The sequence below is a fragment of the Pseudomonas paeninsulae genome (genome assembly GCF_035621475.1).
Lineage (GTDB): Bacteria > Pseudomonadota > Gammaproteobacteria > Pseudomonadales > Pseudomonadaceae > Aquipseudomonas > Aquipseudomonas paeninsulae.
On sequence record NZ_CP141799.1, the window covers coordinates 5,112,500 to 5,137,394 of the forward strand.

General features: G+C 64.2%; 23 protein-coding genes. 9 read left to right on the forward strand and 14 right to left on the reverse strand.

Annotated features, from left to right (window positions below):
• Positions 1–29: 29 nt before the first annotated feature.
• Positions 30–752: a ribonuclease PH gene (gene rph / locus VCJ09_RS23570; protein ID WP_324732413.1), complete on the reverse strand. Its 723-nt coding sequence runs from the start codon at positions 750–752 to the stop codon at positions 30–32.
• Positions 753–989: 237 nt separating this feature from the next.
• Between rph and VCJ09_RS23575 the strand changes: the two genes are divergently transcribed.
• The 6 genes from VCJ09_RS23575 (at position 990) to VCJ09_RS23600 (ending at position 6,580) form a co-directional block, all read left to right on the forward strand.
• The gene (locus tag VCJ09_RS23575; protein ID WP_324734722.1) at positions 990–1,853 is read left to right on the forward strand and encodes a YicC/YloC family endoribonuclease; all 864 of its coding nucleotides are present in this window, start codon (positions 990–992) and stop codon (positions 1,851–1,853) included.
• A gap of 178 nt (positions 1,854–2,031) precedes the next feature.
• Positions 2,032–2,652, forward strand: a complete 621-nt coding sequence (gmk, locus tag VCJ09_RS23580; protein ID WP_324732414.1) for a guanylate kinase — start codon at positions 2,032–2,034, stop codon at positions 2,650–2,652.
• 193 nt (positions 2,653–2,845) lie between these two features.
• The gene (rpoZ, locus tag VCJ09_RS23585; RefSeq protein ID WP_079203875.1) at positions 2,846–3,109 is read left to right on the forward strand and encodes a DNA-directed RNA polymerase subunit omega; all 264 of its coding nucleotides are present in this window, start codon (positions 2,846–2,848) and stop codon (positions 3,107–3,109) included.
• A 60-nt stretch (positions 3,110–3,169) separates the two neighbouring features.
• Complete coding sequence (spoT, locus tag VCJ09_RS23590; RefSeq protein ID WP_324732415.1) at positions 3,170–5,278, forward strand: bifunctional GTP diphosphokinase/guanosine-3',5'-bis pyrophosphate 3'-pyrophosphohydrolase; 2,109 nt, start codon at positions 3,170–3,172, stop codon at positions 5,276–5,278.
• Positions 5,279–5,405: 127 nt separating this feature from the next.
• Positions 5,406–5,786 (forward strand): RidA family protein, encoded by a 381-nt coding sequence (locus tag VCJ09_RS23595; protein WP_079203879.1) that lies wholly within the window; start codon positions 5,406–5,408, stop codon positions 5,784–5,786.
• Positions 5,787–5,839: 53 nt separating this feature from the next.
• The gene (locus VCJ09_RS23600; protein WP_324732416.1) at positions 5,840–6,580 is read left to right on the forward strand and encodes a hypothetical protein; all 741 of its coding nucleotides are present in this window, start codon (positions 5,840–5,842) and stop codon (positions 6,578–6,580) included.
• A 145-nt stretch (positions 6,581–6,725) separates the two neighbouring features.
• Here VCJ09_RS23600 and VCJ09_RS23605 read toward each other — a convergent pair whose 3' ends face one another.
• On the reverse strand, positions 6,726–7,583 hold the full coding sequence (locus VCJ09_RS23605) for an SDR family oxidoreductase (RefSeq protein ID WP_324732417.1): 858 nt from the start codon (positions 7,581–7,583) through the stop codon (positions 6,726–6,728).
• Between the two features lie 104 nt (positions 7,584–7,687).
• Between VCJ09_RS23605 and VCJ09_RS23610 the strand changes: the two genes are divergently transcribed.
• The 3 genes from VCJ09_RS23610 (at position 7,688) to VCJ09_RS23620 (ending at position 12,201) form a co-directional block, all read left to right on the forward strand.
• Positions 7,688–8,614, forward strand: coding sequence for a hydrogen peroxide-inducible genes activator (locus VCJ09_RS23610; RefSeq protein ID WP_324732418.1), 927 nt, complete (start codon positions 7,688–7,690; stop codon positions 8,612–8,614).
• Between the two features lie 10 nt (positions 8,615–8,624).
• Positions 8,625–10,700, forward strand: coding sequence for an ATP-dependent DNA helicase RecG (recG, locus tag VCJ09_RS23615; RefSeq protein WP_324732419.1), 2,076 nt, complete (start codon positions 8,625–8,627; stop codon positions 10,698–10,700).
• Between the two features lie 94 nt (positions 10,701–10,794).
• Positions 10,795–12,201, forward strand: a complete 1,407-nt coding sequence (locus VCJ09_RS23620) for an aminoacyl-tRNA deacylase and HDOD domain-containing protein (protein WP_324732420.1) — start codon at positions 10,795–10,797, stop codon at positions 12,199–12,201.
• Between the two features lie 218 nt (positions 12,202–12,419).
• On the opposite strand, the gene VCJ09_RS23625 is transcribed toward VCJ09_RS23620, so the two are convergent.
• The 12 genes from VCJ09_RS23625 to glcD form a co-directional block, all read right to left on the reverse strand.
• Positions 12,420–13,172: a hypothetical protein gene (locus VCJ09_RS23625; RefSeq protein WP_324732421.1), complete on the reverse strand. Its 753-nt coding sequence runs from the start codon at positions 13,170–13,172 to the stop codon at positions 12,420–12,422.
• Between the two features lie 79 nt (positions 13,173–13,251).
• Positions 13,252–13,644 (reverse strand): helicase, encoded by a 393-nt coding sequence (locus VCJ09_RS23630; protein WP_324732422.1) that lies wholly within the window; start codon positions 13,642–13,644, stop codon positions 13,252–13,254.
• 181 nt (positions 13,645–13,825) lie between these two features.
• The gene (locus VCJ09_RS23635) at positions 13,826–14,098 is read right to left on the reverse strand and encodes an HU family DNA-binding protein (RefSeq protein ID WP_172148432.1); all 273 of its coding nucleotides are present in this window, start codon (positions 14,096–14,098) and stop codon (positions 13,826–13,828) included.
• Positions 14,099–14,286: 188 nt separating this feature from the next.
• Entirely contained in the window at positions 14,287–15,471 is a 1,185-nt protein-coding gene (locus tag VCJ09_RS23640; RefSeq protein WP_324732423.1) for an NAD(P)/FAD-dependent oxidoreductase, read from the reverse strand.
• Between the two features lie 89 nt (positions 15,472–15,560).
• Entirely contained in the window at positions 15,561–15,728 is a 168-nt protein-coding gene (locus VCJ09_RS23645; RefSeq protein ID WP_079203890.1) for a rubredoxin, read from the reverse strand.
• A 150-nt stretch (positions 15,729–15,878) separates the two neighbouring features.
• Positions 15,879–16,046, reverse strand: a complete 168-nt coding sequence (locus VCJ09_RS23650; RefSeq protein WP_324732424.1) for a rubredoxin — start codon at positions 16,044–16,046, stop codon at positions 15,879–15,881.
• Between the two features lie 210 nt (positions 16,047–16,256).
• Positions 16,257–17,954 (reverse strand): L-lactate permease, encoded by a 1,698-nt coding sequence (locus tag VCJ09_RS23655; protein WP_324732425.1) that lies wholly within the window; start codon positions 17,952–17,954, stop codon positions 16,257–16,259.
• 175 nt (positions 17,955–18,129) lie between these two features.
• Positions 18,130–20,307, reverse strand: a complete 2,178-nt coding sequence (locus VCJ09_RS23660; RefSeq protein WP_324732426.1) for a malate synthase G — start codon at positions 20,305–20,307, stop codon at positions 18,130–18,132.
• Positions 20,308–20,406: 99 nt separating this feature from the next.
• The gene (locus VCJ09_RS23665; RefSeq protein WP_324732427.1) at positions 20,407–20,808 is read right to left on the reverse strand and encodes a heme-binding protein; all 402 of its coding nucleotides are present in this window, start codon (positions 20,806–20,808) and stop codon (positions 20,407–20,409) included.
• Between the two features lie 68 nt (positions 20,809–20,876).
• Entirely contained in the window at positions 20,877–22,094 is a 1,218-nt protein-coding gene (gene glcF, locus VCJ09_RS23670) for a glycolate oxidase subunit GlcF (RefSeq protein ID WP_324732428.1), read from the reverse strand.
• A 3-nt stretch (positions 22,095–22,097) separates the two neighbouring features.
• A complete protein-coding gene (glcE, locus tag VCJ09_RS23675) occupies positions 22,098–23,156 on the reverse strand; it encodes a glycolate oxidase subunit GlcE (protein ID WP_324734723.1) in 1,059 nt (352 codons plus the stop codon).
• A gap of 5 nt (positions 23,157–23,161) precedes the next feature.
• Positions 23,162–24,661 carry a glycolate oxidase subunit GlcD gene (glcD, locus tag VCJ09_RS23680; protein ID WP_324732429.1) on the reverse strand — a complete coding sequence of 500 codons (1,500 nt, stop codon included), beginning with the start codon at positions 24,659–24,661 and terminating at the stop codon, positions 23,162–23,164.
• Positions 24,662–24,895: the final 234 nt, after the last annotated feature.

Sequence of the window (24,895 nt, forward strand, 5' to 3'; positions counted from 1 at the left end):
TCACCCTCCTTAGCTGAACGTCAAACGTGTCAGTCGGCCAATGCCGCCTGTTGCAACTCGAACAGTTCGGTCACGCCTTTATGCGCCAGCGCCAACATGGCGTTCAGCTCTGCCGACTGGAACGGCGCGCCTTCAGCGGTGCCCTGCACCTCGATAAAGCCACCGCTGTTGGTCATCACCACGTTCAGGTCGGTTTCCGCGGCGGAGTCTTCCAGATAGTCCAGATCGAGCACCGGCTCGCCCTGGTACATGCCAACCGACACCGCAGCGATCATCTGCTTGAGCGGATCGCCGCCTTTCAGGCCGCCACGCTTCTTGATCACTTTCAACGCATCGATCAGTGCCACCATGGCGCCGGTGATCGAGGCAGTCCGTGTACCGCCATCGGCCTGGATCACGTCGCAATCGACGTACAGGGTAATTTCGCCCAGTTTGCTCATATCCAGCGCGGCGCGCAGTGAGCGCCCGATCAATCGCTGGATTTCCAGGGTGCGCCCACCCTGCTTGCCACGACTGGCCTCGCGCTGGTTACGCTCACCAGTGGCACGCGGCAGCATGCCGTACTCGGCAGTCAACCAGCCCTGACCCTGGCCCTTGAGGAAGCGCGGCACGCCCGACTCGACGCTGACCGTGCAAATCACCTTGGTGTCGCCAAACTCCACCAGCACCGAGCCCTCGGCATGCTTGGTGTAGTTGCGGGTGATACGGATCGAGCGCAACTGATCGGCGCTGCGGCCACTGGGACGTTTCATCAAGGAATACCTGCTCTGAATAGAAATCTGCGAGCCATTATAGGGCGCGTGCGCCAGCAACGACATGCCGAATTGGGAGCGGCCGACGCACTGCGCTACAATCTCGCGCCTTTAACCATGAAACTTGCGCCGCGCGCAGCGCCGGATCAGGGCGGCGAGCGTACCCTGCCGGCTTTCATGATTCCACGGGCCCTGCATGGCAGGCCCGTCAGTACCGACTTTCCGCGAGGTTCGCCCATGATCCACAGCATGACCGCCTTCGCCCGCGCCGAGCAGGCCGGGACCAATGGCACCCTGACCTGGGAGCTGCGCTCGGTCAACCACCGCTACCTGGAGCCGCACCTGCGCCTGCCGGACGCCTTCCGCGACCTCGAAGGCGCAGTGCGCGAAGCGCTGCGCAACGGCCTGTCGCGCGGCAAAGTCGAATGCACCCTGCGCGTCGCCGAAGACAGCGCCGGCAAGCCACTGCAAGTGGACCGCGAGCGCGCCGCCCAACTGGTCGCCGCCGCAGAAAGCGTCGCCAGCCTGATCAAGCATCCGGCGCCACTCAACCCACTGGAAATCTTGAGCTGGCCCGGGGTGTTGGTCGCCGATGCCGCTGACCCACAAGCACTCAACAAAGCCGCCCTGAGCCTGTTCAAGCAAGCATTGGACGAGCTAAAGCAAAGCCGCTCGCGCGAAGGTAGCGAACTGGCCAAGCTGCTTAACGAGCGCCTGGACAGCATAGACGGCGAAGTTGCCGCCCTGCGCGAGCTGGTGCCGCAGATGCTTGCCCTGCAACGCCAGAAAATCCTCGACCGCAGCGCCGAGCTACAGGCCGAACTTGACCCGCAGCGCCTGGAGCAGGAGCTGGTGATCCTCGCGCAGAAAAGCGATGTCGCCGAAGAGCTGGATCGCCTGAGCACCCACGTCAGCGAAGTGCGCCGCGTACTCAAGACCGGCGGCGCAGCCGGCCGGCGCCTGGACTTCCTGATGCAGGAACTCAACCGAGAAGCCAACACCCTCGGTTCCAAGGCCTTCGACACCCGCAGCACCCAGGCGGCGGTCAACCTCAAGGTGCTGATCGAGCAGATGCGCGAACAAGTGCAGAACATCGAATAAATACTGCTGCGCCAGGCTATGCCGCGTTGAAATGAAGCAACGCGGAGTAACAGCCAAAGGCTGGCCCGCAAGGATGTGGGAAATGCCGCTACTCGCAGGAAATGGGTCCGGCCCCAGCCGGCGCCCGCTACGTGCTTAAGACCTGAAAGAACAGAACAGACAGCCCCAGGAAGCTCTTATGGCCATCACCACCGGCACCCTCTACATCATTTCCGCCCCATCCGGCGCCGGCAAGACCAGCTTGGTCAAGGCGCTGATCGACAGCGAACCACAGATCCGCGTATCGGTCTCGCACACCACACGCGCCATGCGCCCAGGCGAGGCGGAGGGGGTGAATTACCACTTCACTAGCCGCGACCAGTTTCAGGCGATGATCGACAACAGTGAACTGCTCGAGCACGCCGAAGTATTCGGCAACCTCTACGGCACGTCACAAGCCTGGGTCGAGCAGACGCTCATCGACGGCTACGATCTGATTCTGGAAATCGACTGGCAGGGCGCCCAGCAAGTGCGCCACCTGATGCCCCAATCCAAGTCCATCTTCATCCTGCCGCCAACCCAGGAGGCGCTGCGCCACCGCCTGACCAATCGCGGCCAGGACAGCGGCGAGATCATCGAGCAGCGCATGCGCGAAGCCGTCAGCGAAATGAGTCATTACGTCGAATACGACTACCTGCTGATCAACGACGATTTCGCCCACGCCCTCAGCGACCTGAAGGCCATCTTCCGCGCCAACCAGCTGCTGCAAAGCCCGCAGCAGCAACGTCATCGCGGCCTACTCAGCGAGCTACTGGCTTAGCGGCAGCAGCACCCTGTAAGCTTCGCGCCACAAACAGAGCGGCCTCGAGCAGAGGCTCCGCACATACTGCTTATGACTTAAGCTTATAGTTGGTGAAAACAAAGCTTCCATTAATACTGGTTGTTTTTTAAACTACTCAGTCCGCTCGCCCATCTGGGCTCAGCCTTATTTTGCATATGCTACGAGGAAGACCATGGCTCGCGTTACTGTCGAAGATTGCCTGGATCACGTTGAGAACCGTTTTGAACTGGTCATGCTCGCCACCAAGCGTTCGCGCCAACTCGCCACCGGCGGCAAAGAGCCGAAACTCGCGTGGGAAAATGACAAGCCAACCGTGGTCGCTCTGCGTGAAATCGCCGCCGGCCTGATGAGCTACGACGTCATCGCCCAAGACGAAATCATCGAAGAAGAGCCACTGTTCGCTGCCTTCGAGGATGAGGCTAACGAGCCTCTGTAAGCCTATGCCTGGACGAAGTCGTGGGGCGCGGAGTCATAAGAATCGGCAAGGAGATCATCCATGCCGAGCATAGACGCCTTCGCCGATCGACTTTCGAGCTACCTGGATAACGACCAGGTCAATCTGGTTCGGCGCGCCTATTTCTACGCCGAACAAGCCCACGACGGCCAACGCCGTCGCAGCGGTGAAGCCTACGTCACCCATCCGCTGGCGGTGGCGAATATCCTTGCCGACATGCACATGGACCATCAGAGCCTGATGGCGGCGATGCTACATGACGTGATCGAAGACACCGGAATCGCCAAGGAAGCGCTGAACACCCAGTTCGGCGAGACCGTGGCCGAACTGGTCGACGGGGTCAGCAAACTGACCCAGATGAACTTCGAGACCAAGGCCGAGGCGCAGGCCGAGAACTTCCAGAAGATGGCCATGGCCATGGCCCGCGATATTCGCGTGATCCTGGTCAAGCTGGCCGACCGCCTGCACAACATGCGCACCCTGGAAGTGCTGTCCGGCGAGAAGCGCCGCCGCATCGCCAAGGAAACCCTGGAAATCTACGCTCCGATTGCCAACCGGCTGGGCATGCACAGCATGCGCATAGAGTTTGAAGACCTGGGCTTCAAAGCCATGCACCCGATGCGCTCCGAGCGTATCCGCGCTGCAGTGCGCCGCGCTCGTGGCAATCGCAAGGAAATCGTCAACAAGATCGAAGAGTCGCTGACCCATTGCCTGACCCGCGAAGGTCTGGAAGGCGAAGTGCTCGGTCGCGAAAAGCACATTTACGGCATCTACCAGAAGATGCGCGGCAAGCGTAAGGCGTTCAACGAGATCATGGACGTCTATGCCTTCCGCATCGTGGTCGACAAGGTCGACACCTGCTACCGGGTGCTCGGCGCCGTGCACAATCTGTATAAGCCACTGCCCGGGCGTTTCAAAGACTACATCGCCATACCCAAGGCCAACGGCTACCAGTCGCTGCACACCACGCTGTTCGGCATGCACGGCGTGCCCATCGAGATCCAGATCCGCACCCGCGAGATGGAAGAGATGGCCAACAACGGCATCGCCGCGCACTGGTTGTACAAGTCCAACGAAGTAGACCAGCCCAAGGGCACCCACGCACGAGCCCGCCAGTGGGTCAAGGGCGTGCTGGAAATGCAGCAGCGCGCCGGCAACTCGCTGGAATTCATCGAGAGCGTGAAGATCGACCTGTTCCCGGACGAGGTCTACGTGTTCACGCCAAAAGGCCGGATCATGGAGCTGCCCAAGGGCTCGACCGCGGTCGACTTTGCCTATGCGGTACACACCGACGTCGGCAATACCTGCATCGCCTGCCGCATCAATCGTCGTCTGGCCCCCCTGTCCCAAGCCCTGGAAAGCGGCTCGACCGTGGAAATCGTCAGCGCCCCGGGGGCACGACCGAACCCGGCCTGGCTCAATTTCGTGGTCACCGGCAAGGCGCGCACGCATATTCGCCACGCCCTCAAGCTGCAGCGCCGCTCCGAGTCGATCAGCCTCGGCGAACGTCTACTCAACAAGGTCCTGGCCGGCTTCCACAGCCATATGGACAAGCTGGCCCCCGAGCGCGTGCAAGCGGTGCTGGGCGAATACCACCAGGAGGTGATCGAGGACCTGCTGGAAGACATCGGCCTGGGCAACCGCATGGCCTATGTGGTGGCGCGCCGTCTGCTGGCCAGTGACAGCGAGCAACTGTCGAGCACCGAAGGCCCGCTGGCGATTCGCGGCACCGAAGGCCTGGTACTGAGCTATGCAAAATGCTGCACACCGATTCCCGGCGACCCGATCGTCGGCCACCTTTCCGCCGGCAAGGGCATGGTGGTGCACCTGGACAGCTGCAGGAACATCAGCGAGATCCGCCACAACCCGGAGAAGTGCATCCAGCTCTCCTGGGCCAAGGATGTGGTCGGCGAATTCAATGTCGAACTGCGCATCGAACTGGAACACCAGCGCGGCCTGATCGCCCTGCTGGCCGGCAGCGTCAACGCCGCCGATGGCAATATCGAGAAGATCAGCATGGACGAGCGCGACGGCCGCATCAGCGTCGTGCAACTGGTGGTCAGCGTGCATGACCGCGTGCACCTGGCCCGGGTGATCCGCAAGCTGCGCGCGCTCAATGGCGTGATGCGCATCACCCGTGCGCGCGGCTGACCGCATGCCCACCAATCCACTCATGTAGGCTGGGCCCCGATCCGGCGCATGCATTCACATCCCTGGTGGGCTAACGCGGATCGCCGCCCGGCCCACCCTACTAACCCCGACCAATCAGGAGACCCTCATGAGCAAGAGCGTTATTACCAGCGACAAAGCCCCGGCAGCCATCGGCACCTATTCCCAGGCGATCAAGGCCGGCAACACCGTCTACATGTCCGGGCAGATCCCGCTGGATCCGCAGACCATGGAACTAGTCGAAGGCTTCGAAGCACAGACCGTGCAGGTCTTCGAAAACCTCAAGTCCGTCATGGAAGCCGCTGGCGGCTCGTTCAAGGACGTGGTCAAGCTGAACATCTTCCTCACCGACCTATCGCACTTCGCTACCGTCAACGAAGTCATGGGCCGTTACTTTCAGCAGCCATACCCGGCCCGGGCCGCTATCGGCGTAGCCGCGCTACCGAAGGGCGCCCAAGTGGAAATGGACGCAATCCTGGTACTCGAGTAAGTCCTCCGGCGGGGCGCCGCGCCCCGCCACCCTTCTCGCCCAAGGAATGGCTCATGCACCCCCTGCTCGCGGTATTACTCGGCGCCTCGCTGCTCGGCGGCTGCGCTGGCAAGCCAGTCGACCCCAGCGGCACCTGGATCAACCAGGCGGCGATCGATGCCGCTATCGAACACGGCAAGCTGCGCGAAGCACTGCTCGCCTATGGCCCCAACCTGGAATGGCGGATCCAGCCGCAGCGCCGGCTCGCCACCTACAGCAACGGTTTCGAGCAGGGCGAAGGCCAATTACGCGACGAAGACGACAACCGCTGGCGGGTCGATTTCTACGCCGACTATCACGAATCGCTCAGCCTCAGCGGCGGCGAACTGCTGCAGGCCACCAGCGACACCTGGCCGGAGCAACGCTTTACCCGTCCGACAACCCCCGCAGCCGTGGATGCGCCGCTGGGCAGAAGCTTCGAACAAGCCCTCTACAGCGCCTACCTGGGCGGCCACTGGACGATCAGGCAAGGTCTGGGTAACGGTGGTTTGGTGCTGTTCCAGCCTGACGGCCGCGTCGAAGGCCTGCCCGGTGCCGAGCGCTATGCCCTGTGCCTGGCCGGCGACTGCGCCGCGATGAGCGGCGAATTCGACAGCATCTGGCTGCAACTCGGCGAACAGGGCCGGACCTGGCTGTTCGAGCGCGACGACCAGTACCTGAGCATCTTCGAGGCACTCAACCGCGCGCAGAGCGATGAAATGCCCGATTACCATAAGGGCGAACTGCGCTGGCAGCTTGAGCACATGACCCGGTAGCGTCCATGCCCCTGTGCAAAGGCTGTGACAGCGTAGATGGGGATGGCGCTTTACCCAGATGTCGTAACCCTGAGGCAACCTGGAAAAATGCGCCGCCTGCGTTCTCCAGACTGCATTTACAGCTATCTGAGAAAATACGCCAGCCTCAATGCCCCGCCAGTACCGCCGCGTAGCCCTCACGGTAGCTCGGGTACTCTGGCGCCCAACCCAGGGCTCGGGCGCGTGCGTTGCTGCAGCGCTTGCTGCCGGCGCGGCGCACGCTGGATTGCTCGGACCAGTGACTGACGCCCAACTGGCCGCGCAGCCAGGCTACCACCTCGTGTAGCGGTGCCGGCTCATCGTCGACGCCGAGATAGCAGTCATCCAGCGCCACGCCACGAGCATCGGCTTGCAGCAGGAATGCCAACAAGCCGGCGGCATCGTCGACCTGAATGCGGTTGCCATACAGCGGCGGCTCGCTCGTCACCTTGTAGCCCTGGCGCACCTGGCTGAGCAGCCACTCCCGGCCCGGTCCGTAGATCCCGCTCAGGCGCACCACGCTGGCGGCAATGCCGCTGGCCAATGCCAACTGCTCCGCCTCACGCATCACCCGCCCGGAAAAGCCCGTAGCCTCGGCCGGCGAGCTCTCGTCGAGCCACTCGCCACCCTGCTGGCCATAGACACTGCTGCTGGAGACGAACAGCAAGCGCTTAGGCCTTTGCCCATGCTGCGCCGACCAGTCGAGCACCCGGCGCAAGCCGTCGACATAGGCCGCTCGATAACCGGCCTCGTCACGCTCGGTCGCCGCCGCGCAGTACACCAGGTAATCCAGCCCACCCGCCGGCCAGGCCGGCGGACAGACATCGGCCCGCAGATCCCCGGCAACCGGCAATATCTGCGTGGGAAACTGCTCGACTGCACGCCGCAGGCCATGCACCCGCCAGCCCGCCGCGGCCAGACGCAGCCCGAGACGGGTACCGACATCGCCGCAACCGGCAATCAACAGACTCGCGCACGTCGACATGAAAGGCTCCATCAATGATTCAAATTCACTGGCAGGCAGTTTAGCCCGGTTGGTTGATTGCAATGCAAAGGCTATGCTTGGCAGCAACTTAATGGATAAACCCTATGACCCTCACCGAACTGCGCTACATCGTCACCCTGGCCCAGGAACAACACTTCGGTCGGGCCGCCGAGCGCTGCCATGTCAGTCAGCCAACCCTGTCGGTGGGGGTGAAGAAGCTCGAGGACGAACTCGGCGTGTTGATCTTCGAGCGCAGCAAGAGTGCGGTACGCCTGACCCCGGTCGGCGAAGGCATCGTCACCCAGGCGCAGAAGGTACTGGAGCAGGCCCAGGGCATTCGCGAACTGGCCCAGGCCGGCAAGAATCAGCTGACCGCGCCACTGAAAATCGGCGCCATCTATACCGTCGGCCCCTACCTGTTCCCCCATCTGATTCCGCAGTTGCACCGGGTCGCGGCGCAGATGCCGCTGTATATCGAAGAGAACTTCACCCACGTGCTGCGCGACAAGCTGCGCACCGGCGAGCTGGACGCGATCATCATCGCCCTGCCGTTTCAGGAAGCCGACGTACTGACTCTGCCGCTCTACGACGAGCCGTTCTACGCCCTGCTGCCAGCCGGCCACCCTTGGGCGGCGATGAAGACCATCGACAGCAAACTGCTCAACGACAAGAGCCTGCTGCTGCTCGGCGAAGGCCACTGCTTCCGCGACCAGGTGCTGGAAGCCTGCCCGAGCTTGCGCAAGGGCGGCGAAGAACACGCCCAGCACACCACCGTGCAATCCAGCTCGCTGGAAACCATCCGCCACATGGTCGCCTCCGGCCTGGGCGTGTCGATCCTGCCGCTTTCGGCGGTGGACAGTCACCACTATGCGCCCGGGATCATCGAAGTGCGCCCGCTCAGCGCCCCGGCGCCGTTCCGCACCGTGGCCATCGCCTGGCGCGCCAGCTTCCCGCGGCCGAAAGCCATCGAAATCCTGGCCGACTCGATCCGCCTGTGCTCGGTGGCCCGCCCGCAAGCACAAACCGCCTAAGGCGCGCGCCATGACCGAGCTCGCTGCGGTTTCCGTTACGGCACTGAAAGGCGTCGGCGCCGCCCTGGCCGAGAAGCTCGCCAAGGTCGGCCTGGAAACCCTGCAGGATGTGCTGTTCCATCTGCCGCTACGTTACCAGGATCGTACTCGCATCGTGCCGATCGGCGAGTTGCGGCCCGGCCAGGACGCCGTGGTCGAGGGTACGGTCGCCGGCGCTGATGTGCTCATGGGCCGCCGCCGTAGCCTGCTGGTGCGCCTGCAGGACGGCAGCGGCACCCTCTCCCTGCGCTTCTACCACTTCAGCCAGGCGCAGAAGGAAGGGCTGAAGCGCGGCACCCAGGTGCGCTGCTATGGCGAAGTGCGTCCCGGCTCCTCAGGCCTGGAGATCTACCACCCGGAATACCGCGCGCTCTCGGCCAGCGAGCCGATTGCCGTGGAGCAGACCCTGACGCCGATCTACCCGAGCACCGAAGGCCTGACCCAGCAGCGCCTGCGCAGCTTGAGCGAACAGGCCCTGGCCCGCCTCGGTCCGCAGAGCCTGCCGGACTGGCTGCCCCGCGAACTGGCCCGCGACTACCAGCTCAGCCCGCTGGATCAGGCGATTCGCTACCTGCACCGACCACCACCGGACGCCGACCAGGATGAACTCGCCGAGGGCCGCCACTGGGCGCAGCACCGCCTGGCCTTCGAGGAACTGCTGACCCATCAGTTGTCCCTGCAGCGCCTGCGCGAAAGCGTGCGCGCCCAGCAAGCACCGGCACTGCCGATCGCCAAGCGCTTGCCGCAGCAGTTCCTCGACAACCTGGGCTTTGCCCCCACCGGCGCACAACAACGGGTCGGCGCCGAGATCGCCTATGACTTGAGTCAGGACGAACCCATGCTGCGCCTGCTCCAGGGTGACGTGGGTGCCGGCAAGACCGTGGTCGCTGCCTTTGCCGCCTTGCAGGCGCTGGAGGCCGGCTATCAGGTCGCCCTGATGGCGCCCACCGAAATTCTCGCCGAGCAGCACTTCCTCAATTTCAGCAAATGGCTGGCGCCGCTCGGCGTCGAAGTAGCCTGGCTGGCCGGCAAGCTCAAGGGCAAGGCCCGTGCCGCGGCGCTGGAGCAGACCGCCGGTAGCGCGTCCATGGTGGTCGGCACCCATGCGCTGTTTCAGGACGAAGTTAAATTCGCCCGCCTGGCCCTGGTGATCATCGATGAGCAGCACCGCTTCGGCGTGCAACAACGCCTGGCCCTGCGCCAGAAAGGCATCGGCGGGCGCCTGTGCCCGCATCAGCTGATCATGACCGCCACGCCCATCCCGCGCACCCTGGCGATGAGCGCCTATGCCGACCTCGACACCTCGATCCTCGATGAGCTACCGCCAGGACGCACGCCGGTGAACACCCTGGTGATCGCCGACAGCCGCCGCCCGGAAGTGATTGAACGGGTACGTTCGGCCTGCAGCGAAGGTCGCCAGGCCTACTGGGTCTGCACCCTGATCGAGGAATCCGAGGAGCTGACCTGCCAGGCCGCCGAGACCACCTTCAGCGACCTCTCCGTCGCCCTCGGCGGGCTGCATGTCGGGTTGATTCACGGGCGCATGAAGCCCGCGGAAAAAGCGGCAGTGATGGATCAATTCAAGCAGGGCCGCCTGCAACTGCTGGTCGCCACCACAGTGATCGAAGTCGGCGTCGACGTCGCCAACGCCAGCCTGATGATCATCGAGAACCCCGAGCGCCTGGGTCTGGCTCAACTGCACCAGTTGCGCGGGCGAGTCGGCCGCGGCAGTGCCGCTAGCCATTGCGTGCTGCTCTATCACCCGCCGCTGTCGCAATTAGGCCGGGAACGACTTGGCATCATGCGCGAGACCTGCGATGGTTTCGTCATCGCCGAAAAGGATCTGGAGCTGCGCGGTCCGGGGGAAATGCTCGGCACCCGGCAAACCGGTTTACTACAGTTCAAGGTCGCCGACCTGATGCGTGACGCTGACCTGCTGCCGGCCGTGCGCGATGCCGCGCAAGCCCTGCTGGAACATTGGCCACAGCATGTCAGCCCGCTACTCGAGCGCTGGCTGCGGCATGGCCAGCAATACGGACAAGTGTGATCCAGTTTGCCGGGTATCCGTCGCCTGAACCCTCGACCCACTGGTCTGCTATTTATACTTCGGGCATTTGCGCCCCCTCAAACCGGATTTCGTTATGAGTGATGTAGCCCTCGCCCCAGACACCGCCGCAACCCCGCCGCCGGTGATTGTGCAATTGCTGGAGAAACTCGGCCTGGCCTTTCGGGTGCACCACGAGCACCCCGGCTTGCCCGCCGCACAGCGCGTGCAAGCGGTGCTGGTCGATGATGCGGTTGGCGCCTTGCTGGTGCTCTATCCTCAGAGTCAACTGCTCGCGCTGGATCGCCTGGCCGAACTAACCGGGCGCAAACTCGTCGCGGTGAAACCCGAGCGCCTGGAACGCATGCTTGCCAAGCATGCTCTGCGCGTACTACCCGGCCTGCCGCAGTTGACCAGTTCGCCCTGCCTGTACGATGAGCGCCTGCTACAAGTGCCGAGCCTGTTCATCGAGTCGGGCCAACCCTGCGTACTCCTGGAAATAGCCAGCGAGGTCTTCAAGAGTCTGCTGAGCAAGGCCAGCGCCGCGCGTATCGGCGAGCCGTTGAGCAATATCCGGCTCAACCTCGACCGCCCGGACGATGACCGCGCCGAAATCACCCAGGCGGTGCAGGCCTTCACCGCGCGACGCATTCAGCAACGCCTGGAAGAAACCATCGAAATCCCGCCACTGGCGGAAACCGCACAGAAGATTATCAAACTGCGGGTCGACCCAAATGCCACGGTAGACGACATCACCGGCGTGGTCGAAACCGACCCGGCGCTGGCCGCCCAAGTGGTCAGCTGGGCGGCATCGCCCTACTACGCCGCACCCGGCAAGATCCGCTCGGTAGAAGACGCCATCGTGCGCGTGCTGGGCTTCGATCTGGTGATCAACCTGGCCCTCGGCCTGGCCCTGGGCAAGACCCTCAGCCTGCCCAAGGATCATCCGCAGCAGGCCACGCCCTATTGGCAACAGGCGATCTACACCGCCGCGGTGATCGAGGGGCTGACCCGCGCCATGCCCCGCGCCCAGCGCCCGGAAGCGGGGCTGACCTACCTCGCCGGCTTGCTGCACAACTTCGGCTATCTGGTGCTGGCGCATGTCTTCCCGCCGCACTTCTCGCTGATCTGTCGCCACATGGAAGTCAATCCGCACCTGGCGCACAGCTATATCGAACAGCATCTGCTGGGCATCAGCCGCGAGCAGATCGGCACTTGGCTGATGCGCTACTGGGACATGCCCGACGAACTGGCCAGCGCGCTGCGCTTCCAACACGACCCCGAGTATGCCGGCCTCCATGCGGCCTACCCGAATCTGGTGTGCTTGGCGGTCAACCTGCTACGCAACCGCGGGATCGGCGCCGGCCCGCAGTCCGACATTCCGCAGAGTCTGTTGGATGCCCTGGGCCTGAGCCGTGAGAAGGCCGAGGAAGCGGTGAACAAGGTGCTCGCCGCCGAAGTGGCGCTACGCGAACTGGCGAACCAGTTCCATTCACCGACTTGAGATAGCTGGCAACCCCGGTTACGGCGGCCTGTGTAGGATGTGGTTGAGCGCAGCGATACCCATCACCGATCGACAACCGCCTCACGTCGCGCCGCGTAGAAAGGTGGGTTTCAGCCCACCAGTTGTAGCCCGGGCTATCCCGACTCGGTGCAATGCTGGCGGTAAGCCCCACATTGCACCGACGCTTATCCAGGCGAAGACAGCGACCCACTGTGGCCCTAGCGCTTGGCCGCAGCCTTTCTGAGAGCCGCCCGGCGCTCGGCGAACAACCCCGGCAACACCTGTGTGCAGCTTTCCAGCAAGCGCGCGACCGCCGGCTGCTCATACAGCGCGGTGTATTCTGCCAGCTGGGCGCTGGGCATCTGCCGGTAGGCATAGAGCATGAACGATTCCACCGCTTCGGCGCTTGAGGCCAGTAGCGCCTTGGCCTGGCCCGCGGTCTGGCTGCTCATGGCCTGTTCGTCGAGCGTCTCGCCACGTGCCATGAGGGTTAACAGCGCCTGGGTCTTGCCCACTTCATAACGCAACAGTCCTGCCAAGGTGGTGGTGTGCGCCGCCGCATCGAGACGCCGCACCAACACCAGGCGATCTTTGCGCGGCGGGCGCTGGGCAAGCTGTACGCGGTAACTGGCCAGTGCCTCGCCGCCGTCTGCACCGACCGCTCGCTCCTGCGCACTGAAGCGCTTGGCGATCGGACTGCCGAGCACACTGTGGATTTGCCGCAACTGGGCCTGGTCGAACCTGCCAGCGAGCTGCTTGGCCAGATCCAGACACAGCGCATCGGCGGCGAAGGCCTCGCCCAGTTGCGCCTGCTGCTGCTCGCTCAGGCCACGCTGCAGTAATGGCGCGCTCTGCTCGCAGAGCAGGCGAATGCCGGCCAGCTCGAACACCGGGGCAAAGGCATCGACGTTGGCCGGGGCGGCGTGCGCCAGGTTACTGATGAACAGCAGGGCAATAATCGACAAACGCATAAGCGGGCATCCACAGTGACGGCGTCCAGCCTAACGTTTGCCACTAGCGCCGGCCAGCGACACTGATCGGCACTGCGTATCAGGCGGCTTTTTTCTCGCTGGCCTTCTTTTTCGGCACCAGGTACTTGGTCAGCCCCTGGAACCAGATCACCAGTGCCGGGTTGCCCTGAATCTGGATGTCCTTGTTCTGAATACCCTGCATAAACGCCAGCTGCTTGTTCTTCGCGTTCATCGTGGCGAAGCCGTAGACGGCATCCTTGAAGCCCAGGGCAAAGGCCGGCTGGCTGGCCGGGCCACGCTTGCTGCTGATGCGCTGGTCTTTGACGATGAAGTGACGAGCAACCTTGCCGTCCAGCGTGTGCAGCTGGAACACCATGTCGCGGTCGATCAATTGCTGCTGGAAAGCCGGGTTATCACGGCTGGCCTTGGCCATCAGGCGCCCCAGCATCCACAGGAGAAAACGGAATTTCATGCGCACGGCCTCGTCGGGGGAAGGGTATTGGCGGCGCATTGTAGTGTTTTTTGCACGGGACTACAGCCCAGCCCTGAGGCCGGTGAGCCACATAACCGCAGGTCGATCATCAGGTTGCCCTGGCGGGCATAACAAAGTCGGGGAAGGAACCCGGAGCCAGCCGGCTCCGGGCTGATGAGGCTCAGTTGACCGCGTCTTTCAGGGACTTCCCCGGCTTGAAGGCGACGGTGTTGCTGGCCTTGATCGTGACCGGCTGCCCGGTTTGCGGGTTTTTGCCGGTGCGAGCACCGCGGTGACGCTGCACGAACGTGCCAAAGCCCACCAGAGTGACACTGTCCTTGCGGTTCAGTGCACCGGTGATTTCTTCCAGTACGGTGTTGAGTACGCGATTTGCCTGATCTTTGGTCAGATCCGCCTTTTCGGCGATGGCAGCGGCGAGTTCCGGTTTACGCATAAATGCCCCTTTGACGGTTTTTTGTTGTTGTGTCCGTGCTGCTCATCCAGAGCAGCGCCCAAGGCGTCGCAACAGCTCTACACTGCGGCAGACCCCAGGGAGAATGGCATGTGATGCGGACCTGCGCCAGTCTTGTCCGACAGTTTAACTGGACGATTTAAAGGCGTTAACGCCAGAACAGCCGGCATTCACGCCAGCAACGCCGGCAGCTGCTTATTCAGCGCCAGCTTTTCCTGCACGGCCGTTCCGGTCAAGGCATACCCGAGCAGGCTGCCGGCCGCATCGCGGCACAGCGCCTTGATATCGCCCCCACTGCCCTCAACCGTCCACTCGCCCTGCAGGCCGCGCGGCGGCGGCGAAACCACCAGCGGGCACACCGGCGTTTTCACCGTCACCGGCATCGGCCCGTAACTGACCGCGGTCGGTTTGCCCGCCAGGGTCTGGGCCAGGGCGCGAGCGCAGTGCATCAGCGGCATGACGTACTGCAGGTTGAGGCCATCGACCTCGGCGCAATCGCCCAGGGCATAGATGTGGGCGTGGGAACTGCGCAGCTCACGGTCGACCATCACCCCACGATTGACCGCCAGGCCGGCGGCCGCAGCCAGGTCGATCCGCGGGCGCAGGCCGACCGCCGAGAGCACCAGATCGCAGGCGATCAGCGTGCCATCGGACAGGCGCCCTTGCAGGCCATCATCGGCGTGGTTGAGGCTGACCAGCACCGGCCCGAGGTGGAAGCGCGCACCGAGGCTTTCCAGCCCCGCCTGGACTGCCGCTGCCGCCGCCGGATGCAGCAAGCCGGGCATCACCTGCTCGCAGGGCGCTACCAGCTCGATCTGATAACCACCGAGGCTGAGGTCGTTGGCAAACTCGCAGCCGATCAGGCCGGCGCCGAGCAGCAGCACGCGCGTTTTCCCGGCTGCGGCGGCGCGAAAGCGTGCGTAGTCTTCCAGGTCGTTGATCGACAGAATCGCGTCCTCGGCATCGCCCTCGACCGGCACCCGAATCGGCTCGGCGCCCCAGGCCAGCACCAGATCACGATAAGCCACGGCCTGTTCGCCGATCCACAGCCGCCGCTGGCCCGCATCGATCGCGGTGATGCGCGTATGGGTGTAGATCTCGGCCTTGAGCTGTTCGGCCATGGCGCCGGGTTCGGCCATGCTCAAACCATCGGCATCCTTGTGCTTGCCGAAGCCGGTGGACAGCATCGGCTTGGAGTAGGAGCGACCGTCATCGGCGCTGATCAGCAGCAGCGGGGTTTCGCTGTCCAGTTTGCGAAATTCCCGAGCCAGGTTGTAGCCGGCCAAGCCGGTACCGACTATCACCACGGGTGTAACTACGGGCGTAACCACGGGCGTCGTCACAGCTGCACTCATCTTCACTTCCTTAATCGGCAAAACCGGGCCACGGCCTCAGGCTGTCGCCACTGCAGGTATTTACGGGGAAGGCCCTAGGGCCTGCTGGCTCAGCTGATTTCGATCATCTCGAAATCCTGCTTGCCGGTGCCGCAATCCGGACACAGCCAGTCGGCGGGGATGTCTGCCCAGCGAGTTCCCGGAGCAATGCCTTCTTCCGGCAGGCCTGCAGCTTCGTCATAGATAAAGCCGCAAACGATGCATTGCCACTTGCACATAGAGCACCTGCGCGTTGCGAGAATTTTCCTGACCCTAGCGCAATTGCCCGCCAGCCGCCAAGCCTGATACGCGCCCATGCCGGCTCGACCGACGCTGATCGCGCAAAAAAAAACGGCGACCCTGGGGTCGCCGTATGTGTATGGCTGCGCTCAGCCGATTTCAATCATCTCGAAATCCAGCTTGCCCACACCGCAGTCCGGGCACAGCCAGTCTTGCGGCACATCTTGCCACGACGTGCCCGCGGCGATGCCTTCGTCGGGCCAGCCCTGGCTTTCGTCGTAAATCAGTCCACAGACCACACATTGCCACTTCTTCATAACGTCCTCGGGTGTATCTCGGGTAGTGCATGCCGGCACGCTACCGCAAATGCGCGGATGCGCCAACCCGGCGGCCGGGCAATTGCGCCCGGCGGCAGGCTGTCCGAGGAGTTGGCTTGCCCGCCAGATGGCGGGCAAGCCAACCAAGAGACCCGCACCGGTCTGGGCAAAGCCTAACGCAGCCAGGCTCGGCAGGTTGTGCCAAACCCGTTAACCGACCAGCAGCGGATCGCTGATCGCCATGCCATACATGGCGATCATGGTCAGGCTGCCGGCGGCCAGGAGGTAGTACAGGGTCGGCAGCATGGTCTTGCGCAGGGTGATGCCTTCACGCCCGAGCAGGCCCACGGTGGCCGAGGCCGCCACCACGTTGTGGATCGCGATCATGTTGCCCGCAGCCGCACCCACCGACTGCGCCGCCACCATCATCGCGCCAGACACGCCGAGCAGGCCGGCGGTGTTGAACTGGAACTGCGAGAGCATCAGGTTGGACACCGTGTTGGAGCCGGCGATAAAGGCGCCCAGCGCACCCACGGCCGGAGAGAAGAACGGATACACATCGCCCACGCTGTTGGCCACCAGCTGCGCCATGGCCACTGGCATCGACACCAGGTCGGAACCGTTGACCCCGGAGTTGATCAGGATACGCACCATGGGAATGGTGAAGATCAACACGAAGCCGGCTCCCAGCAGGGTACGGCTCGACTCGCTGACCGCGGCCTGCAACTCGCTGAAGCGCATGCGGTGCAAGAAACAGGTCACGATAACCACCATGCACAGGATGCCACCCGGCAGGTACAGCGGTTGCAGGCTACCGGAAACGCCTGTCTCGCCGAGGATGTCGGTCCAGCCGAAGCTGACCGCGATCAGCGCGGCCTTGAGCTCGGGGAAGATCCGCGAGGCCACCAGGAAGACCGCCAGCAACAGGTAAGGGGCCCACGCCATGGGCACCGACACCGGAGTCTTGCCCGCGACATCCTCGATCTTCATCTCGATCTTGCCCATCCACTCGGCTGGCCAGTCTTTGGCCTCGGCGAAGTCCCAGGTCTGTTTCGGCAGCAGGAAGCCCGCCTTGGCAGCCGGTACGACGATGGCCAGACCGACCATGGCGCCGATCATCGACGGGAACTCAGGACCGAGGAACACCCCGGCAGCCATGTACGGAACGGAGAAGCAGAGCGCGGTGAAGATCGCGAATGGCGCCACCGCCAGGCCTTCTTTCCACGATTTATTCTTGCCGAAGAAACGGGTCATGATCATCACCATGATCAGCGGCATCAGCAGGCCGATCAGGCCATGGGTAATCGCCACCCGCGAGTAGATCAGGTGGAAGAACACCTCCCAGTTGCTGTTCAAGGCCAGCAACTGCTCACTCATGCCGACCTTGTCCAGGCCGCCGGCCACGCCCACCAGAATCGGCGTACCGACCGCACCGAACGACACCGGCGTGGACTGCACCATCATCCCCAGTACCACCGCGGCCAAGGCCGGGAAGCCCAGGGCCACCAGCAGTGGCGCCGCCACCGCGGCAGGCGTACCGAAGCCGGAGGCGCCTTCGATGAAGCAGCCGAACAGCCAGGCGACGATCAGGGCCTGCACCCGCCGATCCGGGGTGATGCCGGCAAAGCCGTGGCGGATGGCAGTGATGCCACCGGAGTGTTTGAGGGTGTTGAGCAGCAGAATCGCACCGAAGATGATCCACAGGATCGCGGCGGTGAGCAGCAACCCTTGCAGACTGGAAGCCACGACCCGATTGAAGGACATATCCCAGGCGGTCAGGCCGATCAGAGCGGTGAGCAGGAAGACCACCGGCATGGCGTACTTGGCCGGCCAGCGAAAGCCGATCAGCAGCACACCTGCCAGCACCAGAGGTACGAAGGCGAGGATGGACAGTAGCGTTTGATTCATGGGTGGGTCCTTTTTATTTGTTGTGAACCACAGTTGCCCGGAAGATCCGGTATCACGCAGCGGAGCTTGTCAGGCCCGCGAACACCGCCTCTGGGCTGCGCCCATGCCGGCATCCATGCTCGAAAGCCCCGGGCGCATGCGCGCACGGGGCCGAATATCAGTTGCCAGTGAGGGGTTACGCCTCCTGCTTGAAGCGCAGACGCCAGGCGTGCAGCAGTGGCTCGGTATAACCGCTGGGCTGTTCGCGGCCCTTGAACACCAGGTCGCTGGCGGCCTGAAACGCGGCCGAAGCGACATAGTTGGTCGCCATCGGGCGGTACAGCGGGTCGCCGGCATTCTGCCCATCGACCACCTTGGCCATGCGCTGCAGGGTCTCCTCGACCTGCGCCCGCTCGACCACGCCGTGGTGCAACCAGTTGGCAATGTGCTGGCTGGAGATGCGCAAGGTGGCGCGGTCTTCCATCAGGCCGACGTTATGAATGTCCGGCACCTTGGAGCAGCCGACGCCCTGCTCGACCCAGCGCACCACATAACCGAGGATGCCCTGGCAGTTGTTGTCCAGTTCCTGCTGGATATCCGCTTCGCTCCACGTGCGCTCGGCCGCTACCGGTACCGTCAACAGATCGTTGAGCAGGCTGTCGCGCTCGGCGTTGAAGTCGATGCTTTCCAGCTCGCGCTGCACCGCCTGCACGTCCACCTGGTGGTAGTGCAAGGCATGCAATACGGCGGCGGTTGGCGATGGCACCCAGGCGGTGTTGGCGCCGGCCAGCGGGTGGGCGATCTTCTGTTCGAGCATGGCCGCCATCAGATCCGGCATGGCCCACATGCCCTTGCCGATCTGCGCGCGGCCACGCAGGCCGCCGCTCAGCCCGACCAGCACGTTGTTGCGCTCGTAGGCCTGAATCCACTGGGTGGTTTTCATCTCGCCCTTGCGCAGCATCGGCCCGGCTTCCATGGCCGTGTGCATCTCGTCGCCGGTGCGGTCGAGGAAGCCGGTGTTGATGAAGACCACCCGCGTGCTGGCGGCGGCGATGCAGGCTTGGAGGTTGACGCTGGTGCGCCGTTCCTCGTCCATGATGCCCATCTTCAGGGTATTGCGTGGCAGCGCCAGGAGGTCTTCGATACGCGCGAACAGCTGGTCGGCGAAGGCCACTTCAAGCGGGCCGTGCATCTTCGGCTTGACGATATACACGCTGCCGCTGCGCGAATTGCCCCGACGTTTGAGATCGTGCAGGGCGATCAGGCTGGTCATCACACCATCGAGAATGCCTTCGGCAATCTCGCGGCCCTCACCATCGAGGATCGCCGGGTTAGTCATCAGATGGCCAACGTTACGCACGAACATGAGCGAACGACCCTGCAGGCTCAGGCTGGCACCGTCGGTGCCGATGTACTGACGATTCGGGTTGAGACGGCGAGTGATGCGCTTGCCGCCCTTGTCCAGTTCCTCGCTGAGGTCGCCCTTCATCAGGCCCAACCAGTTGCGGTAGATCAGCACCTTGTCGTCGGCATCGACGGCGGCGACCGAGTCTTCGCAATCGAGAATGGTCGACAGCGCCGCTTCCAGCAGCAGGTCCTTGACCCCGGCGGCATCGGTGGCGCCGGTAGGGCTATGCAGGTCGATCTGGATTTCCACATGCAGGCCGTGGTTTTTCAGCAGCACGGCGCTTGGCGCGGCGGCTTCGCCCTGATGACCGAGAAACTTCTCCGGCTGCTTGAGCGCGCTCTGGCTGCCGTTCGCCAGGGTCACCTGGAGCTGGCCGTCGACCACCCGATAGCTGACGGAATCGGCATGGCTGCCGCTGGCCAGCGGCGCAGCCTGATCGAGGAAGGCACGGGCGAAGGCAATCACCTTGGCCCCGCGCACCGGGTTGTAGCCGGGGCCTTTCTGCGCCCCGCCCGCTTCGCTGATCGCATCGGTGCCGTACAGCGCGTCGTACAGCGAACCCCAGCGCGCATTGGCGGCGTTCAGCGCATAGCGCGCGTTCATCACCGGCACCACCAACTGCGGCCCGGCCTGGCTGCTGATCTCACTGTCGACATTGGCGGTGCTGGCGTGCACGCCGGCCGGTGGAGGCAGCAGGTAACCGATGGACTCGAGGAAGGCGCGATAGGTCGGCATATCCGTCACCGGACCCGGGTTGCTGCGGTGCCAGTGGTCCAGTTCGCCCTGCAGACGATCGCGCTCGACCAGCAGCGCGCGATTGTGTGGCGCCAGGTCATGCACCAGGGCATCGAAGCCAGCCCAGAAAGCGGCGCTCTCGAGACCGCTGCCCGGCAGCACTTCTTCATCGACGAAACGTTGCAGCTTGGCGGCCACTTGCAGGCGCTGGCAGTTCACGCGTTCGGTCATCTTCGGCTCTCCAATTCAGTGATCCCCTGCCCCGCGGCAACAGCGACGGGGATCAGGGTTGTTCGGTGCTGTGCGCCTGCGCTCAGCGCTGTAATGCGTTCAGGCCAGGGCGGCGATACCGGCCTTGGCGACCTGGGCGTCCTGATCGGCTTTGACCCCGGATACGCCAACCGCACCAATCACCTGGCCGTCGACGATCAGCGGGACGCCGCCTTCGAGGGACGTCAGCAGCGGCGCGGACAGGAAGGCACTGCGGCCGCCGTTGACCATGTCCTCGTAACCCTTGGTCTCGCGCCGACCGATGGCCGCGCTGCGCGCCTTCTCAGTGGCGATGTAGGCAGCGATCGGGGCGCAGCCGTCGAGGCGTTCGAGGGCCAACGGATGACCGCCGTCATCGACTACGGCAATGGCTACGGCCCAGTTGTGCTGCTGCGCTTCGGCGCGCGCAGCGGCCAGGATGCGGACGACTTCGGCTTGACCCAGTACGGCTTTGCTTTGCATGTGTGGTTCCTCGTGATTGATTGGCGCGCAGTGCGCGAAATTCGTCGCCCGGATAAGGGCCGTGGTCCTCAGCCCATGGCTTGCTCAACCAACTCGATCCAGTGGCGTACCGGGGTACGCCCGGCGCCATCGAGGTGGGTCTGGCAGCCGATATTGGCGGTGACTATCACCTCCGGCTTGCCGCTTTCCAGGGCGTCCATCTTGTTGTCGCGCAACTGCCTGGACAGCTGCGGTTGAGTGAGCGAATAAGTTCCCGCCGAGCCACAGCACAGGTGCCCATCGCTTACCGCGGTGAGCTGGAAGCCCAGGCGGCTGAGCACGTCCTCGACGGCGCCGCCAAGCTTCTGCGCATGCTGCAGGGTGCAGGGGCAATGGAAGGCCAGGCGCTGGTCGCTGCGCACGCCGAGCTGTTCCAGCGCCTCGCCGCGCAGCACTTCGACCAGGTCCTTGGCCAACTCGCTGACCCGCTTGGCTTTCGCCGCGTAGGCCGGGTCGTGCTCGAGCAGGTGGCCGTACTCCTTGACGAAGGCGCCGCAGCCGCTGGCGGTCTGCACGATGGCTTCGGCGCCACCCTGGATTGCCGGCCACCAGGCATCGATGTTCTGCCGGGCGCGCTGCAGGCCCTGTTCCTGGGCGTTGAGGTGATAATCCACGGCGCCGCAGCAGCCGGCCTCGCGGATCGGCGTGACGCTGATGCCGAGTCGATCGAGCACCCGCGCGCTGGCCGCGTTGGTGTTGGGCGACAGGCCCGCCTGCACGCAGCCTTCGAGGATCAACACGCGACGGTCATGGCGCACCTGCGGCCGCGGCTTGGCCGGGTGGATCTGTCGAGGCAACTTGGCCTTGAGTACGCCCGGTAACAGTGGCCGGAAGGCCTCTCCAGCCTGGACCAAGGCCTTGAACAGCGCCGGACGCGGCACCAGGGCGCGCAGGCTTTCGCGCAGCACGCGCTGGCCCAGCGGACGCGGTACCGCCGCGTCGACCACGGCGCGGCCGATATCCAGCAGGTTGTGGTAGTCGACCCCGGACGGGCAGGTGGTTTCGCAGTTGCGGCAGGTCAGGCAGCGGTCCAGGTGCAACTGGGTCTTGGCGGTAACTTGATTGCCTTCGAGCACCTGCTTGATCAGGTAGATGCGCCCACGCGGGCCGTCCAGCTCGTCGCCGAGCAGCTGGTAGGTCGGGCAGGTGGCGTTGCAGAAGCCGCAATGCACGCAGCTGCGCAGGATGCTTTCGGCTTCTTCGCCGCGCGGCAGACGCTTGGCCTGTTCGGTTAAATTCGTCTGCACGGCTTACACCTCGGCATACATGCGGCCAGCGTTGAAGATCCCTTGCGGGTCGAGCTGAGTTTTCAGCTGGCGGTGATAGCGCAATAAGGGCGCGGCCAGGGGCTGGAACGGGCTGTCGCAGACGCCGGCAGTGAAGCAGGTGGCATGGCCGCCGGCGGCACTGGCGCTGCTGCGAATCTGCGCCGCCTCGGCAGTCGATTTCAGCCAGCGCTGGGCACCGCCCCAGTCGATCAACTGATCGCCGGGCAGGCTCAACACCGCGCTGTTATTGGGCAGTGACAGGCGCCACAACGGCCGCGGATCGGCGAAGAACGCCAGGCGCTGCTCGTTCAGCTGCTGCCAGTAGGTCGGGTCGAGCAGCTCGCCACCCAGGCTCTTGCGGGCGGCGGCCACCGAACCTTCGCCGCCTTCCAGGCGCAGGTGCAGGGCGCGACCGTCATGACTGGCGGCGCTCAGCGGGATTGGCTGCTGGCCCCATTCGGCGAGCTTGCGCAGGGCGCTCTCGACGTCCATCGGCAGGCGCAGGCTGAGGCACTGACGGGGCTTGGGCAGGACCTTGAGCGACACTTCGGTGATCAGCCCCAGGCAGCCGAAACTGCCCGCCAGCAAACGCGACAGGTCATAGCCGGCGACGTTCTTCATCACCTCGCCGCCGAAGCGCAGATGCTTGCCATGGCCGGTGATCAGGCGGGTGCCCAGGACCATGTCACGCACCGAACCGACCCAGGGCCGACGCGGCCCGGACAGCCCCGTGGCGACCATACCGCCGACCGTGGCGCCACCAGCGAAACTCGGCGCCTCGCAGGTGAGCATCTGCCCGGCCTCATCCAGCGCTGCCTGCAATTCGGCCAGCGGGGTGCCGGCGCGGGCGGTGATCACCAGCTCGGTCGGGTCGTAGCTGACGATACCGCGATGGGCCCGGCTGTCGATCAGCTCGCCGCTGACCGGACGACCGAGAAAGGCCTTGCTGTTACCGCCCTGAATACGCAGCGCAAGCGAATTATTGAGGGCGTGATTGACCTGTTCCAGCAGCGCCGAGCTGGCATCGAAAGCATCCGGCATGACCATCAGAAACGCTCCAGTTCGGGGAAAGGCAGCTGGCCGAGGTGCACGTGCATGGCGCCGAATTCGGCGCAGCGGTGCAGGGTCGGAATGTTCTTGCCGGGATTGAGCAGGCCCTTGGGGTCGAAGGCCGCTTTCACCGCGTGGAACAGGGTCAGCTCGTCGCTGTTGAACTGGCTGCACATCTGGTTGATCTTCTCGCGGCCGACGCCGTGCTCGCCGGTGATACTGCCGCCGACTTTGACGCAGAGTTCGAGGATCTTGCCGCCGATGGCTTCGGCGCGCTGCAGTTCGCCGGGCTGGTTGGCATCGAACAGGATCAGCGGATGCATGTTGCCGTCACCGGCATGGAACACGTTGGCCACGCGCAGGCCGTACTCGGCGGACAGTTCGGCGATGCCGCGCAGCACACCGGGCAACTCGCGGCGTGGAATGGTGCCGTCCATGCAGTAGTAGTCCGGCGAGATGCGTCCGACCGCCGGGAAGGCGTTCTTGCGTCCAGCCCAGAACTTGACCCGCTCGGCCTCGTCGCGGGCCAGGCGCACTTCACTGGCACCGGCCGCCTCCAGCACCGCCCGCACCCGTTCGCAGTCGTCGCGCACGTCGGCTTCGACGCCGTCCAGTTCACAGAGCAGGATGGCTTCGGCCTCGACCGGGTAACCGGCATGGATAAAGTCTTCCACCGCCCTGATGGCCAGGTTGTCCATCATCTCCAGGCCACCGGGGATGATGCCGGCGGCGATGATGGCGCCGACCGCACGCCCGGCCTTCTCCACCGAATCGAAACTGGCCAGCAGCACCTTGGCCACCTGCGGCTTGGGCAGCAGCTTGACCGTGACCTCGGTGATGATGCCGAGCATGCCTTCCGAACCAGTGAACAGCGCCAGCAGATCGAAGCCCGGCGCATCCAGGGCATCGCTGCCCAGGGTCATGCGCTCGCCCTCGACCGTGAGGACTTCGACCTTGAGCAGGTTGTGCACGGTCAGGCCGTATTTCAGGCAATGCACGCCGCCGGCGTTCTCGGCGACGTTGCCGCCGATCGAACAGGCGATCTGCGAGGACGGATCCGGCGCGTAATACAGCTCATGCGGCGCGGCGGCCTGGGAAATCGCCAGGTTGCGCACGCCGGGCTGGACCCGGGCAAAGCGCCCGGCCGGGTTGACCTCGAGAATCTTGTTGAAGCGCGCCATCACCAGCAGGATGCCCTGCTCCAGCGGCAAGGCGCCGCCGGACAAACCGGTGCCGGCGCCGCGCGCCACCACCGGCACGCCACGCTGGTAGCAGAGTTTGAGCAGGCGCTCGACCTGCTCGATGCGCTCGGGCAGCACCACCAGCATCGGCGTGACGGTGTAGGCCGAGAGGCCATCGCACTCGTAGGGTTTGAGGTCTTCCTGATCGTGCAGCACGTCCAGGTCCGGCAGCTGCTCGCGCAATGCGGCCAGCAGGGCTGGCTTATCGACCGAGGGCAACGGGCCATCGACGCGCTCGTCGTACAGAATGCTCATGGCAGGCTCACTCAGGTGGCGTAGCGGGTGTCAGCGTTATGGCGCATCCGGACAGTGGTGCGCTGGTTGTGCCGCATGGTTAGGCCCTGGCAACCTTGGCGTCCATCGCCAGACACACTGGTATGACCAGTTTTTTTAGACTCGCGCGTCACCACTTATCGACCCAGGCTTTATCCATCCTGGCTAACGCGCTTATATTTGTCCGCCTAAGTTCGCCAAACCATAACTGGTCCT

What these genes read in the sequence shown, in the direction of transcription:
- rph (WP_324732413.1), bottom strand. Translation starts at nt 752, where the DNA reads ATGAAACGTCCCAGTGGCCGCAGCGCCGATCAGTTGCGCTCGATCCGT.
- VCJ09_RS23575 (WP_324734722.1), top strand. Translation starts at nt 990, where the DNA reads ATGATCCACAGCATGACCGCCTTCGCCCGCGCCGAGCAGGCCGGGACC.
- gmk (WP_324732414.1), top strand. Translation starts at nt 2,032, where the DNA reads ATGGCCATCACCACCGGCACCCTCTACATCATTTCCGCCCCATCCGGC.
- rpoZ (WP_079203875.1), top strand. Translation starts at nt 2,846, where the DNA reads ATGGCTCGCGTTACTGTCGAAGATTGCCTGGATCACGTTGAGAACCGT.
- spoT (WP_324732415.1), top strand. Translation starts at nt 3,170, where the DNA reads ATGCCGAGCATAGACGCCTTCGCCGATCGACTTTCGAGCTACCTGGAT.
- VCJ09_RS23595 (WP_079203879.1), top strand. Translation starts at nt 5,406, where the DNA reads ATGAGCAAGAGCGTTATTACCAGCGACAAAGCCCCGGCAGCCATCGGC.
- VCJ09_RS23600 (WP_324732416.1), top strand. Translation starts at nt 5,840, where the DNA reads ATGCACCCCCTGCTCGCGGTATTACTCGGCGCCTCGCTGCTCGGCGGC.
- VCJ09_RS23605 (WP_324732417.1), bottom strand. Translation starts at nt 7,583, where the DNA reads ATGTCGACGTGCGCGAGTCTGTTGATTGCCGGTTGCGGCGATGTCGGT.
- VCJ09_RS23610 (WP_324732418.1), top strand. Translation starts at nt 7,688, where the DNA reads ATGACCCTCACCGAACTGCGCTACATCGTCACCCTGGCCCAGGAACAA.
- recG (WP_324732419.1), top strand. Translation starts at nt 8,625, where the DNA reads ATGACCGAGCTCGCTGCGGTTTCCGTTACGGCACTGAAAGGCGTCGGC.
- VCJ09_RS23620 (WP_324732420.1), top strand. Translation starts at nt 10,795, where the DNA reads ATGAGTGATGTAGCCCTCGCCCCAGACACCGCCGCAACCCCGCCGCCG.
- VCJ09_RS23625 (WP_324732421.1), bottom strand. Translation starts at nt 13,172, where the DNA reads ATGCGTTTGTCGATTATTGCCCTGCTGTTCATCAGTAACCTGGCGCAC.
- VCJ09_RS23630 (WP_324732422.1), bottom strand. Translation starts at nt 13,644, where the DNA reads ATGAAATTCCGTTTTCTCCTGTGGATGCTGGGGCGCCTGATGGCCAAG.
- VCJ09_RS23635 (WP_172148432.1), bottom strand. Translation starts at nt 14,098, where the DNA reads ATGCGTAAACCGGAACTCGCCGCTGCCATCGCCGAAAAGGCGGATCTG.
- VCJ09_RS23640 (WP_324732423.1), bottom strand. Translation starts at nt 15,471, where the DNA reads ATGAGTGCAGCTGTGACGACGCCCGTGGTTACGCCCGTAGTTACACCC.
- VCJ09_RS23645 (WP_079203890.1), bottom strand. Translation starts at nt 15,728, where the DNA reads ATGTGCAAGTGGCAATGCATCGTTTGCGGCTTTATCTATGACGAAGCT.
- VCJ09_RS23650 (WP_324732424.1), bottom strand. Translation starts at nt 16,046, where the DNA reads ATGAAGAAGTGGCAATGTGTGGTCTGTGGACTGATTTACGACGAAAGC.
- VCJ09_RS23655 (WP_324732425.1), bottom strand. Translation starts at nt 17,954, where the DNA reads ATGAATCAAACGCTACTGTCCATCCTCGCCTTCGTACCTCTGGTGCTG.
- VCJ09_RS23660 (WP_324732426.1), bottom strand. Translation starts at nt 20,307, where the DNA reads ATGACCGAACGCGTGAACTGCCAGCGCCTGCAAGTGGCCGCCAAGCTG.
- VCJ09_RS23665 (WP_324732427.1), bottom strand. Translation starts at nt 20,808, where the DNA reads ATGCAAAGCAAAGCCGTACTGGGTCAAGCCGAAGTCGTCCGCATCCTG.
- glcE (WP_324734723.1), bottom strand. Translation starts at nt 23,156, where the DNA reads ATGCCGGATGCTTTCGATGCCAGCTCGGCGCTGCTGGAACAGGTCAAT.
- glcD (WP_324732429.1), bottom strand. Translation starts at nt 24,661, where the DNA reads ATGAGCATTCTGTACGACGAGCGCGTCGATGGCCCGTTGCCCTCGGTC.